The organism is Rhodococcus sp. NPDC059968 (assembly GCF_042738615.1).
Lineage (GTDB): Bacteria > Actinomycetota > Actinomycetes > Mycobacteriales > Mycobacteriaceae > Rhodococcus_F.
In genome coordinates this window covers 78,760-95,150 of sequence record NZ_JBHWUE010000011.1, presented here as the reverse complement: position 1 = coordinate 95,150, position 16,391 = coordinate 78,760, and the positions used below count along the sequence as shown (strand labels likewise).

Sequence of the window (16,391 nt, the reverse complement as noted above, 5' to 3'; positions counted from 1 at the left end):
TCAGTTCGACTTGGGGAGGACTCGTCCGGCGACGATGGCAACCACACGCTGGTAGCTCGGTCCGGCGAGCCGCACCCAGGCGTCGAGGAACTTGGCGTCGGCGCCGATCAGGACGCGCGGCTTGCTCTTGCGGACACCGTTCACGATGGTCTCGGCAGCCGCCTCCGGAGTGGTGCGTGCGAGCTTCTGGTCGAAGAACTTCGCGAACGTGTCGAGGTCCTCGCCCGGTCCCGCGGTGGCGTTGCGGGCGATGGCCGTCTTGATGCCACCGGGGTGCACACACGTCACCTTGACGGGGTGCCTGGCGATCAGCATCTCCTGGCGCAGCGACTCGGTGAAACCGCGCACCGCGAACTTCGCCGAGTTGTACGCGCTCTGACCCGGCATGGACAGCAGGCCGAAGAGGCTCGAGACGTTCACGACGTGGCCGTCGCCCGACGCGATGAGATGCGGCAGGAAGGCCTTGGTGCCGTTGACGACTCCCCAGAAGTCCACGTCCATGATCTTCTCGATGTCCTTGAACTCGGACTTCTCGAACTCACCGTGGTAGGCGATGCCGGCGTTGTTGTACACCTGGTTGATCTTGCCGAAGTGGGCCCGCACCTCGTCGGCGTACGCGAGCACCGCCTCGCGCTGGGTGACGTCCAGGTGATCGGCCTTGACCTCGGCGCCCAGCGCCTCGGCCTGGCGTGCGGTCTCGGCGAGCCCGACCGTGTCCATGTCCGAGATCGCCAGCCGGGCACCCCGGCCCGCCAGGTTGAGGGCGAGCGCCCTGCCGATACCGGATCCGGCTCCGGTGATCACGACTACCTTGCCTGCGAACTCGCTCACTGTGCTGTCACCTTGTCGTCGTCGAGGTCGATCTGTGCCGGGATGGCGGCGGGGCCGGGGATCTTGCCGTTCACGTGCATGGGTGCAGGCAGATCGGCGGTGGCCACGCTGTCGTACGCGGTGAGGTCGAAGCGCTTCGTCTCGTTCCGGAACTGGAACGTGAAGCCCGGCCACAGCGTGGTGTTGTTGCCGTGCTTGTCGAGGTACCAGCTCGCGCACCCACCGTTGTTCCAGACGCTGTGCGACAGCTTCTCCTGGAGTTCGGCGTTGTACCGGTCCTGGGCGGCCTGACGGACCTCGATCTTGCCGATGCCGTACTTGTCGAGCGTCTGCAGGGCGTCGACGAGGTAGTTGAGCTGCGACTCGATCATGAAGACCATCGAGGTGTGGCCCAGACCGGTGTTCGGGCCCACCAGGAAGAACATGTTGGGGAAGTTCGCGATCGCGGCGCCCTTGTAGCCCTGCTGTCCGCCCTGGTCGAAGACGTCGGCGAGCGAGCGGCCGTCCTTGCCGAAGATGCCCTCGAACGTGGGGGAGTCGGTGACGTGGAAGCCGGTGGCGACGACGATGGCGTCGACCTCGCGGACGGTGCCGTCCTTCGAGATCACCGAGTTGGCCGTGACCTCGGCGATGCCGTCGGTCACCAGGTCGACGTTGCCCTGTGCGAGGGTGGGGTAGTAGTTGTTCGAGATCAGCATGCGCTTGCAGCCGATCTGGAAGTTCGGCGTGACCTTCTTGCGCAGATCCTTGTCCTTGATCTGGCGGCGCAGGTGGCGTTCGGCCGCGATCTGCAGTGGCTTCATGAACACGGGGGCCTTCGCGAGTCCGACGACCTGGCTCTCGCGCATCCAGTAGATCCCGGTGCGGCACAGCTTCTGGAAGCCGGGGAGGTACTTGAACGCGGTGTGCTCGAGCTTCGTGTACTCGCGGTCCGCCCGGGGCAGGATCCACGGCGCCGTGCGCTGGTACACGTCGAGGTGCGACACCTTCTTGCCGATGGCGGGCACGATCTGGATGGCCGAGGCGCCGGTGCCGATGACGGCGACGCGCTTCCCCGTCAGGTCGGCGTCGTGGTTCCAGCGGGCGGAGTGGAAGATCTCGCCCTCGAAGCCTTCGATGCCCTTGATGTCGGGGAGGGACGGCTCGCACAGTGCACCGACCGCGGAGACGACGACCTTCGCGACGAAGTTGCCCTTGGTGGTGCTGACCTCCCAGCGGGTGGTCGACTCGTTCCAGTGGGCGGACTGCACGTCACAGCCGAAGAGGTGCTTGTCGCGCACCTTGTACTTGTCGGCCACCGACCGGATGTACTTCTGGATCTCGGGCTGCGTCGAGAACGACCGAGTCCACTCCGGGTTCAGCGCGAACGAGTAGGAGTACAGATGTGAGGGAACATCGCATGCCGCGCCCGGGTACGTGTTGTCTCGCCAGGTGCCGCCGACGTCGGTGCCGCGTTCGAGCACGAGGAAGTCGGTCTTGCCTGCCTGGGTCAGCTTGATCGCCGCGCCGAGGCCGGCGAACCCGCTGCCGATGATCAGCGTGTCGATGTGCCGGACACCTGCGGTAGGGGCGGAAGTATCTGTGACGGGAAGACTCATGTAAGAAACAATAGGGCGCTATTGAGGGGCAGTCAATAGCCTATTGACCTTCGTTCAGTAGTCTTGTCTCATGGACGTCGTGAAGCGGACCCGTCTCAGCCCAGAACAACGGCGCGCGCAACTGATCGACCTCGGCGCGAAGATGCTGGCGCAGCGCCCGTTGGAGCAGATCTCCGTCGAGGACATCGCCGATCAGGCCGGTGTCTCCCGCGGTCTCCTGTTCCACTACTTCGCGTCCAAGCACGACTTCCACCTCGAGATCGTGCGGCACACCAGCAGTGAGATGCTCGCCCGCACCGCCCCCGACCCGTACGTCGGGGAAGCGCGGGATCCGATGCAGATCCTGCGCTCGGTGCTCGCGTCGTACGTCGACTACGTCAGCGAGAACCGTGGCACGTACGTGTCGCTCCTGCGGGGAACGGCGAGTGGCGACCCGGACATGCGCGCCGTCTTCGAGGAGACCCGTGCCGTGATGTCCGAACGGACCCTCGAACAACTGCCTGCGATCGGGATCGAGCCCACCCGGGCGGTCGAACTCGCCGTCCGGGGCTGGATCGCCTACGTCGAGGAAGTCACGATCACCTGGCTGCGCGACCCGCACCTGACCCGCGACGAACTGATCGAACTCAACGTCCAGGCCCTTCCCGCGCTCGCCGTCGCCGCCGCACCCGAGATCGCCGCCGCGCTGGTGTCGGCCACCACGACCTGACACCCCTAGTACTCGGGGTACACCCGTAGTACCCGCGGGTGGCACCGGTTTCATTCCCCGGCGTGACGTGGCGACGCATGCGATGTTCCTAGCGTTCTCGTCATGACCACCCTCGATCTTCGCTCCCGCATCGTCGCGTCCCGCCAGGTGCCGCTGGCGGTGATGGTCGCTGCGATGTCCGCACTCGCACTCGTGTGCGCCGTCGGACTCCTCGTGGACGACCGGACCGTGCTCGGGGTGTCCGTGTGGCTCAAACCGCTGAAGTTCGCGGTCTCCTTCGCGCTCTACGGGGCCACCCTGGCGTGGATGCTGACCCTCCCGCACCGAGGCAGCAGATGGACCCGGATCATGGCGACGGTGTTCGCCGTGACCGGCATCATCGATGTCGGATTCATCGCGGTACAGGCCGCCCGCGGAACGTTCAGCCACTTCAACACGTCCGACGACGCCGTCAATACGATCGGTCAGTACGTGTTCATGACCGGTGTCCCCGGACTGTTCGTCGCGAACCTCGTGATCGCCCTGATTCTGCTGTTCCAGCGCGTGGGGGATCGTCCCCTCACCCGAGCCATCCATGCGGGCATGTTCCTGGCGGTGGCCGGCATGGCACTCGGGTACCTCATGGGATTCCAGGGCCGGCAGACCACGACCGACGCGCTCACCCTCGTCGTCCTCGGCGGACTTCTCGCCGCCACCGCAGTCGCCGTCCGGACCGTGAGGTCGCGGGCGGACGCTGGGCCGCAGGCAGGGCCGGCCTAGAGATGCCGCAGGAAGCGGTCGGGTCCGTCGAGGAACGATCGCCAATTGCGGACGAGATCGAGCTGATTCCACTCGGGGTAGTCGATGCCGTCGTCGGTGAGTTCCCAGATCTCGGCGCCGGGCGCGGTGGCGAGGAGGGGAGAGTGCGTCGCGATGATCACCTGCGAACCCTCCTCGGCGAGATCCGTGATCACGCCGAGCAGCGCCAGGCAGGACTGGAACGACAGCGCGGGCTGCGGACGGGCGCCGACACACGTGAGGTGCGCGCCGAGGTCCGCGTCCTCCGGGCTGGCGTCAGCCGACCACAACCGGTCCTGCGCCCCGCGGAACCCGCCCTGCCAGGCCGCGGCGATCGACTCCACCAGAGTCGACTTCCCGACGCCGTTCTCACCCACGATCACCGTGACCGGCCGCTCGAATGCCAGCCCGTTGTCGCACAGTTCCGCGACCGCGGGGAGTTCCATATGACGAAGCCGGGTCGAATCCGCTCCGTGGAGTGAACTCGACCCGGCTCAGTGGCAGATCAGTCAATCAAACGCTCAGCTGAATGCTTCAGCCGTTACACGCTCTTCAGCCGAAGGCTTCATCGATGATCTCCTGCTGTTCCACAGCGTGCACCTTGCTCGAACCCGAGGACGGGGCCGACATCGAACGACGCGAGATGCGCTTGATTCCGGACAGCTTGTCGGGCAGCAACTCGGGCAGCGCGAGACCGAAGAACGGCCACGCACCCTGGTTGGCCGGCTCCTCCTGAACCCACCGGAACTCGGTGGCGTTCGGGTAGCGGTCCAGCGTCTCGCGGAGACGACGGCTCGGAACCGGGTACAGCTGCTCGATGCGGACGATCGCGATGTCCTCGCGGTTGTCCTTCTGCTTCTTCGCCAGCAGCTCCCAGTACAGCTTGCCGCTGACGAGGAGGACACGACGAACCTTGTCGCGTTCGGCGTTGCCCGTCTCGTACGTGGGCTCCTCGAACACCGAGCGGAACTTACCGGTGGTGAAGTCCTCGACGTCGGAGACCGCAGCCTTGTTCCGCAGCATCGACTTCGGCGTGAAGACGACCAGCGGGCGGCGGATTCCGTCGAGCGAGTGGCGACGCAGCAGGTGGAAGTAGCTGGCCGGGGTGGACGGCACGGCCACGGTCATCGAACCTTCGGCGCACAACTGCAGGAAGCGCTCGATACGACCGGACGTGTGGTCGGGGCCCTGACCCTCGTGGCCGTGCGGCAGCAGGAGCACGACGTCGGACAGCTGGCCCCACTTGGCCTCACCGGACGAGATGAACTCGTCGATGATCGGCTGCGCGCCGTTGACGAAGTCACCGAACTGCGCCTCCCACAGCACGAGCGCGTCCGGGTTGCCCACGGAGTAGCCGTACTCGAAGCCGACGGCGGCGAACTCGCTGAGTGCGGAGTCGTAGACCAGGAACTTGCCGGGGTTCTCGCTGCCGAGGTTCTGCAGCGGGGTGTACTCGGCGCCGGTCTTGCGGTCGATGAGGACCGAGTGACGCTGCGTGAACGTGCCGCGCTTGGAATCCTGGCCGGACAGGCGAACCATCTTGCCCTGGTCGACCAGCGAACCGAACGCGAGCAGCTCGGCGAAGGCCCAGTCGATCTTGCCCTCGCGGGACATTTCACGGCGCTTCTCGATGACCGGCTTGACGCGCGGGTGCACGGTGAAGCCCTCGGGCACGTTGACGAACGCGTCGCCGATCCGCTCGAGCACCGAGTCGTCGACGGACGTCTTCAACTTGGTGGGCAGCACCTGGTCGAGCTCGACCGACTCACTGGGCTCCGGCGTGTACTTCTCGAGTTCGCGAACCTCGTTGAACACCCGTTCCAGCTGGCCCTGGTAGTCGCGCAGTGCGTCTTCGGCTTCCTTCAGCGAGATGTCGCCGCGGCCGATCAGGGATTCGGTGTAGCTCTTACGCACGCTGCGCTTGGTGTCGATCACGTCGTACATCGCCGGCTGCGTCATCGACGGGTCGTCGCCCTCGTTGTGACCGCGACGGCGGTAGCAGATCATGTCGATGACGACGTCCTTCTGGAACTTCTCCCGGAAGTCGACAGCGAGCTGGGCGACCCAGACGCAGGCCTCGGGGTCGTCGCCGTTCACGTGGAAGATCGGCGCGCCGATCATCTTCGCGACATCCGTGCAGTACTCGGACGAACGCGAGTGCTCCGGGGCGGTGGTGAAACCGACCTGGTTGTTGACCACGATGTGCACGGTGCCGCCGGTGCGGTACCCGCGCAGCAGCGCAAGGTTCAACGTCTCGGCCACAACACCCTGACCGGCGAACGCGGCGTCGCCGTGCAGCATGAGCGGCAGGACGGTGAAGCCGTCCTCGCCCTTGTCGAGGATGTCCTGCTTCGCGCGGACCAGGCCTTCGAGGACCGGGTCGACCGCCTCGAGGTGCGACGGGTTCGCCGTCAGCGACACGGTGATGTCGTTGTCGCCGAACATCTGGATGTACGTGCCCTCGGCGCCGAGGTGGTACTTCACGTCGCCGGAGCCGTGAGCGGCCGCCGGGTTCATGTTGCCCTCGAACTCGGTGAAGATCTTCGAGTACGGCTTGCCGACGATGTTCGCGAGAACGTTGAGGCGACCGCGGTGCGGCATGCCGATGACGACCTCGTCGAGCTGGTGCTCGGCGGCCTGGTCGATGACGGCGTCCATCATCGGGATGACGGACTCGGCGCCCTCGAGGGAGAAGCGCTTCTGGCCGACGTACTTGGTCTGCAGGAACGTCTCGAACGCCTCGGCGGCGTTGAGCTTGCTCAGGATGTACTTCTGCTGGGCGACCGTGGGCTTGACGTGGTGCGCCTCGACCCGGTCCTGCAGCCACTGCTGCTGCTCCGGCTCCAGGATGTGTGTGTACTCGACACCGACGTGGCGGCAGTACGCGTCGCGCAGCACGCTGAGCACGTCGCGCAGCTTCATCTTCTCCTGGCCGTGGAAGCCGCCGACCTTGAATTCGCGGTCGAGGTCCCACAGGGTCAGGTCGTGCGTGCGGACGTCCAGGTCCGGGTGGCTGCGGAACTTGTCCTTGACGAACTGCAGCGGATCCGTGTCGGCCATCAGGTGACCGCGGTTGCGGTACGCGGCGATCAGCTCGAGAACACGGGTGTTCTTGTCGACGGCGCCTTCGGGCACGTCCTTGCGCCAGCGGACCGGCTCGTAGGGGATGTGCAGCGCGTGGAAGATCTCGTCGTAGAACTCGTCGCTGATCAGCAGGTTGTGGATGGTCCGGAGGAAGTCGCCGGACTCGGCACCCTGGATGATGCGGTGGTCGTACGTCGAGGTGAGCGTCATGAGCTTGCCGACGCCGATCTCGGCGAGGCGCTCGTCGCTCGCGCCCTGGAACTCGGCGGGGTACTCCATCGCGCCGGCACCGATGATGGCGCCCTGGCCGTTCATCAGCCGCGGCACGGAGTGCACGGTGCCGATGCCGCCGGGGTTGGTGAGCGAGATCGTGACACCCGAGAAGTCTTCGGCGGTGAGCTTGCCGTCACGCGCGCGCCGGACGATGTCCTCGTAGGCGCTGTAGAACTGCGTGAAGTTGTGGGTGTCGGTGTTCTTGATCGCGGCGACGACGAGGGACCGGCTGCCGTCCTTGCCCGGCAGGTCGATGGCCAGACCGAGGTTGGTGTGTGCGGGGGTGACCGCGTTGGGCTTGCCGTCGATCTCGGCGAAGTGCCGGTTCATGTTCGGGAACGCCTTGACCGCCTGCACGATCGCGTAACCCAGCAGGTGCGTGAACGAGATCTTGCCGCCGCGGGTACGGGCGAGGTGGTTGTTGATGACGATCCGGTTGTCGAACATCAGCTTCGCAGGGATGGCGCGAACGCTGGTGGCGGTCGGAATGGCCAGCGAGGCCGACATGTTCTTGGCGACGGCAGCAGCTGCGCCGCGGAGAACCTTCGACTCTTCTACTGCAGGAGCGGGAGCGGATGCCTTCGCGTCCTTCGCTGCGGCCTTCTTGGGGGCCTCGGTCTTCGCGGCAGCAGCCTTCGGAGCTGCACCGTTGGGTGCAGTCTTCGGTGCGGCGCCGTTGGCCGTCTTGGTCTGAGGCTTGGGTGCGGTCTCGGACTCGGGAGCCGGGGGAGTCGACGCCTTGGCGGAGGGAGCGGCAGCAGGTGCGGCGGTGGTGGTGCCGTTCGTGCCGTGTCCGTTGGCTGCGCCTGCCTTGGCGGCGGCGTCGGGAGAGTAATCCGTCAGGAATTCGTGCCAACTCGCGTCCACGGACGACGGATCGTCCTGGAAACGCTGGTACATCTCGTCAACCAACCACTGGTTCTGTCCGAACTGGGATGTAGAGCTGCTGCTCACGGCAGGTGTTCGCCTCGTTTCTATTTCGGTACCCGATCAGAGCGCCTATATACATGAGACTAGCCCTCGCGTGTGACGTGTAGATCGCCAGGCCTGCACGTGTGAGCTGTCTCACGGCCAACCGATGGGGTCACCATCGATGACGGTTCTCGCCCCGCGATTATTCCCCGACCCGGCCTCCGCCGCATCCCACAGTCCCGAATAGTGGCCACCGGCATAGCGCAGGGTGGCGTGCGATCCGGTCTCGACCACCCGCCCCTTGTCGATGACGAGGATCACATCTGCCCGGGCCGCGGTGGCCAGTCGGTGGGCCACCACCACTGACGTCCGGGTGCGGGTCACACGGCTGCTCGCCTCGAGAACTACCTGCTCGGTGGCCGGATCGAGCGTCGCGGTCGCCTCGTCGAGCAGCAGCAGGTCGGGGTCGACCAGCTCGGCCCGGGCGAGCGCGATCAGCTGACGCTGGCCCGCCGACAGCCCCTGCCCGCGCTCGCCGATGGGGTGATGCATCCCACCCCGCAATCCGGCGATCGTGCCCAGCGCTCCGACCGCGCGGGCAGCGTCCGCGATCTCAGCGCGGCTCGCATCCGGGCGGCCGTACGCGATGTTGGTGGCGACGGTCCCGGTGAACAGGTGGGCCTCCTGGGGGACGACGCCGAGGCGTCCGCGGTACGCGCCGAGCGGGTACCGGCGGAGATCGACGTCGTCGACGAGCACCGCGCCGGACGTCGGGTCGTAGAAGCGGGCGAGCAGTTTCACGATGGTCGACTTGCCGGCGCCGGTCCGGCCGACCAAGGCGACGGTGGTGCCGGCGGGGATGTGCAGGTCGATGTCGGTCAGGGCGTCGCTGTCGGCGCCCTGATAGCGGAACCCGACGTCGCGTAGGCACAGCTCGCCGCGCAGGTGCCCGTCGATCGGCTGGAGGTTCTCGCGCGAGGTTGCCCGCTCGATGGAACTGGGTGTGCGGAGCAGATCCCCGATCCGGAGCAGACCCACACTGGCCTGCTGGTACCCGTCGAACACCTGCGACAGCTGCTGGATGGGCCCGAACAGGAGCCCGAGGTACAACACGAAGGCGACGAGCGTCCCGGTCGTCGTGTCGCCGCCCGCCACCTGGCGCGCACCGACGAACACCACGGCGGCCAGGGCGAGGTCCGAGAGGAACGCGATGAACGGGAAATACACCGAGATCGCCCGCTGTGACCGCATCCGGCTGCGCCGGTAACTGTCGGCACGCTCGGCGAACCGGCGGGCGGCGAACCCTTCGCGACGGTACGCCTGGGCGGCGCGGAGCCCGGCGATGTTCTCCTGGAAGTCGGCGTTGACGAGTGAGATCCGCTCACGCGAGACCGTGTACGCCACCGAGGAGATCCTGCGGAAGATCAGCGTCGCGACGACGAGCGGCGGGATGACGGCGAGCGCCACCAACGCGAGCGTGACGTCGGTGGCGACGAGGGCGACGGAGATACCGAAGACGGTCAGGACACTCACCACGGCGGTGGACATCCCCGTCTGGATGAACGACGACAACGCGTCGACGTCGGTGGTCATCCGGGTCATGATGCGGCCGGACAGCTCGCGCTCGTAGTAGTCGAGTCCGAGCCGCTGCAGGTGTGCGTAGCTGCGCACCCGCAACCCGAACAGCACACGTTCTCCCGCTCGGGCGGTGAGGACCGTCATCAGGGCGACGACGAGCCAGCCGGCGACCACGAGAGCGACGCCCACCCCGGCCGCGGTCCACAGCGTCGCGGAGTCCTGCGGGACGACACCGCGGTCGATCGCGAACCGGACGATCGACGGGAACGCGATCCCCGCGAGCGAGTCGAGCGCGAGGCAGACGACGACGGCGACCAGGAGGGCGCGGACCGGTCGCAGGATCCGCGACAGCCGGAAGTCGGGCTCGGGCAGGCGCAGGTTCCGGGTATTGATACCCGGGCTCTCGACGGCGGGCGGCAGCGCGTTCACTGCCTGCCGAAGTTCCGGGGTCGCGGCCACGTTGCCCAGCGCTCCCGCCATCGGTCCGCCGGCGGCACGGCCGCCGCCGGGGCCCGCGCCGGGAGCCGGGGTGCGGCCGGACGAGGCGGGCACGTCCCACTCCTCGACGTCCTGCGGCCACAACTCGGACTCGGACGGTATGCGCTGATACGGCATCGGCTCGCTCGGTGCGGGGACGCTGACGTCGATGGGGCCCGCGTTGTCGGGGGAGGCGAACAGCGCGCGGAAGAGCGGGCACCGTTCGTCGAGTTCGGCCACCGTGCCGGAATCGATGATCCGTCCGCCGTCGAGCACGGCGACGCGGTCGGCGAGCGACAGGGTCGACCGGCGATGCGCCAGGATCAGCGCCGTCCGTCCGCGATTCGCGCGCAGCGCCGCGAAGATCGACGCCTCGGTGGTGGCGTCGACGGCGGAAGTGGCGTCGTCGAGGATCAGTACCCTCGGGTCGGTGAGGAGCGCGCGTGCCAGTGCGATCCGCTGCCGCTGCCCGCCGGAGAGCGTGAGACCGCGTTCGCCGACCACGGTGTCGTAGCCGTCCGGCAATGCGGAGACGAACTCGTCGGCGGCGGCCATGTCGGCGGCGGCGCGGATCTCCTCGGCGCTGGCGTCGGGCCTGCCGAGGGCGATGTTGGCCGCGATGGTGTCGGAGAAGAGGAACGGTTCGTCGAACACGAGGCCGACGGCTTCGCGCAACTGCTCGGCGCTCAGGTGCGCGACGTCGAACGACTCGCCCGCCGACGTGAGGGCTACGGAACCCGAGGACGGGGCGTAGAAGCGGGGGAGCAGCAGCGACAGGGCGGTCTTGCCGGAGCCCGCCATCCCGACCACCGCGACCGTCTCGCCGGGCGCGATGCGCAGGTCGAGTCCGCGGAGGATGTGCCGGTCCGACTCGAATCCGAACGTGACAGAGCGCAGGTCCACACCCAGCGGTCCGCCGGGCAGTGCGGTGGGGTGCGGCGGGTCCGCGACCTCCGGTTCGGCGTCGATCACCTCGTACACGCGCTCGACGGCGGCCCTGGACAGCTGGGCCATGATCACGACCGACGACAGCGTCCGGGTGACGCCGGTCATCGTGGCGACGTACGTGGCGAAGGCGAGGAACGTGCCGATCGTGATGGAGCCGTGCAGGGCCAGGTAGCCGCCGACGGCGATGACGCCGACGAGACCGAGCTGGGGCAGCGCTGCCATGGTCGGCGCGAAGCGCGCGTTGATCCGGGCGGCTCGCAGGCGTTCCGCGTACAGCGTCCGGCTGTGGTCCTCGAGCTGGTCGACGGCCCGGCGCTCCTGGCCGAAGCCCTTGACGACGCGGACGCCGGTCACGGTCTCCTCGACGTGCTGCGCGAGGTCGGCCGCCCGCTGCTGCGCCGACCAGGTGGCCGCGAACAGTTTCGGCCTCATCGCGTAGACGACGAGGCACACGGCGGGAACGATCACCAGCGCGACGACGGTCAGCAGCGGTGACAGCCAGGCCATGATGCCGAGCGCGAGGACGAATTGGAGCAATGCGCCCGCCGACAACGGGACCATCGCGAGCAGACCCTGAACCAGCTGGAGGTCGGTGATGGACCGGGAGACCACCTGACCGGTGCGGATCTGATCCTGCCCCCGCCCGTCGAGTCGTTGCAGCGCGCCCAGCAGACCCAGCCGCAGATCGTGCTGGACGTCGAGCGACAGCTTGCCGGCGAGCATCCGGCGGCCGTACTGGCAGCCGAAGCGGACGCACGCGAGCAACGCGATGAGCAGGGCGGCGATGCCGATCACCTGGGTGGCGCGACCCGATCCCCCGGCGTCGACCGCGTACTTGGTGAGGAGAGGGAACGAGATGTCGATACCCGCGGCGACGATCGTCACGGACAGGGCACCGAGTGCGACGCGGCGGTGCGCCCAGCACTCACCGCTCAGCCGTCGAATCCAGCCCGGCCGTGCCTGATCCTGCTCCAGCGTCTGCTCCCGTTCGATCACCGAACCGGACGCACTCTCACTTACCACTGGATCCACGTTAGCGCCGGGTACCGACAGGGTCAGCACCCGGCGCGGCGTCAGGTGATGTCGCGCTGCCGCGTGAGCGCCCAGCCGCCGCCGACGAAGACCGCGGTCCACACGAGCAGGGCGAGGGGCGCGGTTGGCCAGAGCGTGAGCCAGTCGATCTCGTTGCCCGCGGCCGCGTTCGCGACCGTCCCGAGGGTGGCCGACACGGGGAGGACACTGCCGACGGAGCCGATGCCGATCCCGCTGAGGATCGAGCGGAGGATCATCTCGCCGAGGGTGTACCAGACCACCAGGGCGATGCAGCTTCCGACGGACGAGCCGGTGAGCATCGACACGCCGCCGCCGATGAGCGCCCACAGCGCCCCGCAGATCAGGGCCGCCCCGAGCATGGCGAACAGGGATCCGCGCAGTTCGAAGGTGTCACCGCCGAACGTCAGCAGCAGGGCGACGCTGACCAGCTCCACCACGAGGCAGTAGAAGAAGCCGAAGGCCGCGGTGACGGCGAGCTTGGTGCCGATCACCCCGTCCCGGCCGCGGGCGGTGAGGAACGTGGTGGTGAGGGTCTTGTACCGGAATTCCGTGCCCACGTTCACCGCCCCGAAGACCGCGGCGAACAGGACGACGAGGGCGACCGCGACCGCCAGCCCGAAAAGGGTGGCGGCGAGGTTGGCCTCGCTCGGATCGGCCTCGAACGCGTCGGTGAACGCACGCATCACCGGCAGTGTGATCGCGCTCGAGAACATCCCGACGATCAGTGGTGCCAGACCGAGCATCCACCAGAACCGCAGTGTGGTGACCTTGCGGAATTCCGCGGTGAGCAGCGCTGTCATCGCGGACCTCCGGACATCGGACCGTGCTGGGGGTGTGCGGGTGGTGGACCGTAGCCCGGTGGTGGGGCGTACCCGGGAGGCGGACCGTAACCCGGCTGTGGGGCGTACCCGGGAGGTGCGTACCCGGGCTGGGGCGCGTACGTCGGCGGTGGGCCGTATCCCGAGGGCGCCGCGGCGCTCGCTCCGGCCACGTACTGGCCTGCGGTCATCGACAGGAAGAGTTGCTCGAGGTCGATGTGATCGCCGACGGCTCCGAAAATCGTGACCCCGGCTTCGGCGGCGACGGCCTCGACGAGTTCGAGGGACGCGCCGACGACGGCGAGGCGACCGTCCGCGAGCGACCGGGCGTCGACGATGCCCTTGGCGGCCAAGGCGGTCGCCAGCGCGGGCGGGCTCGAGGACGCGACCAGCAGCCGGCTCTGCTGCGACTTGCGCAGCTCCTCCATGCGTCCCTGATAGACGAGGGAGCCGCGGCTGACGATCACGAGATTGTCGACGGTCTGCTCCACTTCGCGGAGGATGTGGCTCGAGATCAGCACGGTTCGGCCGGATGCGGCGAAGCCTTTGAGGAATTCACGCAGCCAGGCGATGCCCTCGGGGTCGAGTCCGTTGGCCGGTTCGTCGAGGATCAGGATCCGCGGATCACCCAGCAGCGCCGTCGCCAGCGACAGTCGCTGACGCATGCCGAGAGAGAAGCCGCCCGCCTTGCGTCCGGCGACGTCCTCGAGCCCGACGAGTGCGAGCACCTGCAGTGCGCGTGCGTCCGGTACGCGGATCGCGGACGCGTACACCTTCAGATGGTCGAGTGCAGTCCGGTTGGGGTGCAGGCTCTGCGAGTCCAGGACGGCGCCGACCGTGCGCGCGGGGTCGACGAGGAGGCGAATCGGGACACCGGCGACCGTCGAGGTGCCGGACGTCGGCTTCACGAGACCGAGGATCATCCGCAGGGTCGTGGTCTTGCCCGACCCGTTGGGACCGAGGAATCCGGTGATCGAACCCTGCGGCACGGTGAAGCTGAGGTCCGTGACCGCGTCGACGTTCTTGAAGCGCTTCGACAGCCCCCGCACCTCGATCGGCGCCGTGAAACTTCCCGGGATTGCTGTGGTCAACCCGTCCTCCCCTGCCACAATCGAATGGAACTGTTTCGACCCTACTGGGCTGCCGTGCCGAGATTCACCAACTGACGTACAGGGCGTCTGCGACGGCGCATGCTGAAACCAATCGATTGGGGACGCACATGAGCAAGCACCACCATCACCATCGCGACGTCATTTCCCCCGCGTACACGGGGCGCCTCTCGATCGACCCGTTTCCGGCGCTGCGGCTGCCGGACGACGAAACCGATCCCGAGGCCGCCTACCGGTTCATCCACGACGAGTTGATGCTCGACGGCAGTTCGCGGCTGAACCTGGCCACGTTCGTCACCACGTGGATGGATCCCGAGGCCGACAAGCTGATGGCCGAGACGTTCGACAAGAACATGATCGACAAGGACGAGTACCCCGCGACCGCGGCGATCGAGTCCCGGTGCGTGTCGATGGTGGCCGATCTGTTCCACGCTCCCGATCTGTCGAACACCGACCCGGCCAGCGCGACCGGCGTCTCGACGATCGGTTCGAGCGAGGCGGTCATGCTCGGTGGTCTCGCGCTCAAGTGGCTGTGGCGGGCGAAGCGGGAGGCGGCCGGGAAGGACACTGCCCGACCGAATCTGGTGCTCGGCAGCAACGTCCAGGTGGTGTGGGAGAAGTTCTGCCGGTACTTCGACGTCGAGCCGAAGTACCTGCCGATGGAGAAGGGCCGCTACGTCATCACGCCGGAGCAGGTGCGGGACGCGGTCGACGAGAACACCATCGGAGCGGTCGTGATCGTAGGCACCACCTACACGGGGGAACTGGAACCGGTGGCCGCGATCGCGGCGGCTCTCGACGAACTCGCCGCGTCCGGCGGCCCGGACGTCCCGATCCACGTGGACGCGGCGAGCGGTGGGTTCGTCGTTCCCTTCCTGCAACCGGAGTTGTTGTGGGACTTCCGGGTTCCGCGCGTGGCCTCCATCAACGTGAGTGGTCACAAGTACGGATTGACGTATCCGGGGATCGGGTTCGTGGTGTGGCGCGACCGTGAGCATCTTCCCGAGGGGCTGGTGTTCCGGGTCAACTACCTGGGCGGCGACATGCCGACGTTCACCCTGAACTTCTCGCGGCCCGGCAATCAGGTGGTGGGGCAGTACTACAACTTCCTGCGACTCGGCCGGGCCGGCTACCGGTCGATCATGGAGACGCTGCGCGACACCGCAGTTCGCGTGGGCAGACGCATCGCCGAGATCGAACACTTCACCCTGATCACGGACGGCACCGACATTCCGGTGGTGGCGTTCGAACTCGTCGGCGACCCAGGGTTCACGGTCTTCGACGTGTCACACGAGTTGCGGGCGCGGGGGTGGCAGGTGCCCGCCTACACGATGCCCGCCGACGCGGAGGACGTGGCGGTCCTGCGCATCGTCGTGCGCGAGGGCTTCAGCGCCGATCTCGGATCCCTCGTCGCCGAGGCGATCGAGGAAGTGTGTGCCGAACTCCGCGAAAAGGGTGGCGGGCGTTCGACGGAACAGCACTTCGCCCACTAGCCGCTTCGTCTACCGGCTCAGGCTTCGATCGCGCGGATCTCGTCCGGCCAGCGGGCCGGGGCGGGCCCGAACGCTTCGCGTGCGTTCTTGACGACGCCCTTGCCGATAGCCCGGTTACCCGCGCCGCCGATGGCCGCGCCGATGCCGGCGGGCACGAGTTTGCCGAGGACCAGCGCGCTGCGGCGGGCGGCGTACTTGGTGATGAACTTGCGCACCAGGGTGCTGTTCATACCCTTCATGGTGGGGCCGGGTATGCGGCTCGTGATGGCGCTCGCCCAGTTCTTCGCCGTGACGCCCGTCGCCTTCTGGACGATTTCCATGCCCGATTCGCCCAGCGCCACCGAGAGGACGAGTGCGCGCCGCTGCTGGTGGTCGGCGGCGGAGATGCCGTGCACCGACGCGACAGCGAGAGTGAGCAGCGCCGCCGCTTCCAGGAAGAACGCCGATTCGGCGCCCACCGCCGCGATGGACGCGACGGTGCCGACCCCGGGAATGGCGGCGGTGGCGCCAACTGCGCTGCCGCTGCCCGTCACGGCCAGCAGGAACATCTTCTCCATGCGCTCGACGATCTGCGCGGGCGACTCACCGGGGTGCGAGCGCCGGACCCATTCGACGTACTTGGCCACCGCGGGAGCCTGGAGACGGCTTCCGTTGTCGAGGACCGAGACCAGTACCTTCTCCACCGGTCCACCATTGCCAGCCATCGGGGCTCCCGTCTCGCCGTGTGCTTC

11 protein-coding genes are annotated in these 16,391 nt (G+C 67.6%); 3 read left to right on the top strand and 8 right to left on the bottom strand.

Going from position 1 to position 16,391, the window contains the following annotated elements; all coding sequences use genetic code 11:
• Both ACFWAY_RS12975 and ACFWAY_RS12970 read right to left on the bottom strand, forming a co-directional pair.
• Positions 1 to 831 carry an SDR family NAD(P)-dependent oxidoreductase gene (locus ACFWAY_RS12975; protein WP_378455197.1) on the bottom strand — a complete coding sequence of 277 codons (831 nt, stop codon included), beginning with the start codon at positions 829 to 831 and terminating at the stop codon, positions 1 to 3.
• Positions 828 to 2,429, bottom strand: a complete 1,602-nt coding sequence (locus ACFWAY_RS12970) for a flavin-containing monooxygenase (RefSeq protein WP_378510874.1) — start codon at positions 2,427 to 2,429, stop codon at positions 828 to 830. Before ACFWAY_RS12970 ends, ACFWAY_RS12975 begins: the two co-directional genes overlap by 4 nt.
• Before the next feature lie 70 nt (positions 2,430 to 2,499).
• On the opposite strand from ACFWAY_RS12970, the gene ACFWAY_RS12965 reads away from it, so the two are divergent.
• Both ACFWAY_RS12965 and ACFWAY_RS12960 read left to right on the top strand, forming a co-directional pair.
• Positions 2,500 to 3,138 (top strand): TetR/AcrR family transcriptional regulator, encoded by a 639-nt coding sequence (locus ACFWAY_RS12965; protein ID WP_378455199.1) that lies wholly within the window; start codon positions 2,500 to 2,502, stop codon positions 3,136 to 3,138.
• Positions 3,139 to 3,240: 102 nt separating this feature from the next.
• On the top strand, positions 3,241 to 3,897 hold the full coding sequence (locus ACFWAY_RS12960; protein WP_378510873.1) for a hypothetical protein: 657 nt from the start codon (positions 3,241 to 3,243) through the stop codon (positions 3,895 to 3,897).
• Here the strand turns inward: ACFWAY_RS12960 and ACFWAY_RS12955 are convergent.
• From ACFWAY_RS12955 to ACFWAY_RS12935, 5 genes are all read right to left on the bottom strand, one after another.
• Positions 3,894 to 4,361 carry an AAA family ATPase gene (locus ACFWAY_RS12955; RefSeq protein WP_378510872.1) on the bottom strand — a complete coding sequence of 156 codons (468 nt, stop codon included), beginning with the start codon at positions 4,359 to 4,361 and terminating at the stop codon, positions 3,894 to 3,896. The two genes, ACFWAY_RS12960 and ACFWAY_RS12955, sit on opposite strands and share 4 nt — an antisense overlap.
• A gap of 106 nt (positions 4,362 to 4,467) precedes the next feature.
• The gene (locus ACFWAY_RS12950; RefSeq protein WP_378510871.1) at positions 4,468 to 8,226 is read right to left on the bottom strand and encodes a multifunctional oxoglutarate decarboxylase/oxoglutarate dehydrogenase thiamine pyrophosphate-binding subunit/dihydrolipoyllysine-residue succinyltransferase subunit; all 3,759 of its coding nucleotides are present in this window, start codon (positions 8,224 to 8,226) and stop codon (positions 4,468 to 4,470) included.
• A 111-nt stretch (positions 8,227 to 8,337) separates the two neighbouring features.
• Positions 8,338 to 12,210 (bottom strand): ABC transporter ATP-binding protein, encoded by a 3,873-nt coding sequence (locus tag ACFWAY_RS12945; RefSeq protein WP_378510870.1) that lies wholly within the window; start codon positions 12,208 to 12,210, stop codon positions 8,338 to 8,340.
• 50 nt (positions 12,211 to 12,260) lie between these two features.
• The gene (locus ACFWAY_RS12940) at positions 12,261 to 13,040 is read right to left on the bottom strand and encodes an ABC transporter permease (RefSeq protein ID WP_378455204.1); all 780 of its coding nucleotides are present in this window, start codon (positions 13,038 to 13,040) and stop codon (positions 12,261 to 12,263) included.
• A complete protein-coding gene (locus tag ACFWAY_RS12935; protein WP_378510869.1) occupies positions 13,037 to 14,149 on the bottom strand; it encodes an ABC transporter ATP-binding protein in 1,113 nt (370 codons plus the stop codon). The genes ACFWAY_RS12940 and ACFWAY_RS12935 overlap by 4 nt, the downstream gene beginning before the upstream one ends.
• Positions 14,150 to 14,277: 128 nt before the next feature.
• Here ACFWAY_RS12935 and ACFWAY_RS12930 point away from each other — a divergent pair, with 128 nt between their 5' ends.
• Positions 14,278 to 15,660, top strand: a complete 1,383-nt coding sequence (locus tag ACFWAY_RS12930) for a glutamate decarboxylase (protein WP_378455206.1) — start codon at positions 14,278 to 14,280, stop codon at positions 15,658 to 15,660.
• 17 nt (positions 15,661 to 15,677) lie between these two features.
• Here ACFWAY_RS12930 and ACFWAY_RS12925 read toward each other — a convergent pair whose 3' ends face one another.
• Positions 15,678 to 16,364, bottom strand: a complete 687-nt coding sequence (locus tag ACFWAY_RS12925) for a hypothetical protein (RefSeq protein WP_378455207.1) — start codon at positions 16,362 to 16,364, stop codon at positions 15,678 to 15,680.
• Positions 16,365 to 16,391: the final 27 nt, after the last annotated feature.

Bases quoted from the DNA above. Each gene is read 5' to 3' on its own strand.
- ACFWAY_RS12940 (WP_378455204.1), bottom strand. From the start codon at position 13,040: ATGACAGCGCTGCTCACCGCGGAATTCCGCAAGGTCACCACACTGCGG.
- ACFWAY_RS12960 (WP_378510873.1), top strand. From the start codon at position 3,241: ATGACCACCCTCGATCTTCGCTCCCGCATCGTCGCGTCCCGCCAGGTG.
- ACFWAY_RS12965 (WP_378455199.1), top strand. From the start codon at position 2,500: ATGGACGTCGTGAAGCGGACCCGTCTCAGCCCAGAACAACGGCGCGCG.
- ACFWAY_RS12955 (WP_378510872.1), bottom strand. From the start codon at position 4,361: ATGGAACTCCCCGCGGTCGCGGAACTGTGCGACAACGGGCTGGCATTC.
- ACFWAY_RS12930 (WP_378455206.1), top strand. From the start codon at position 14,278: ATGAGCAAGCACCACCATCACCATCGCGACGTCATTTCCCCCGCGTAC.
- ACFWAY_RS12925 (WP_378455207.1), bottom strand. From the start codon at position 16,364: ATGGCTGGCAATGGTGGACCGGTGGAGAAGGTACTGGTCTCGGTCCTC.
- ACFWAY_RS12970 (WP_378510874.1), bottom strand. From the start codon at position 2,429: ATGAGTCTTCCCGTCACAGATACTTCCGCCCCTACCGCAGGTGTCCGG.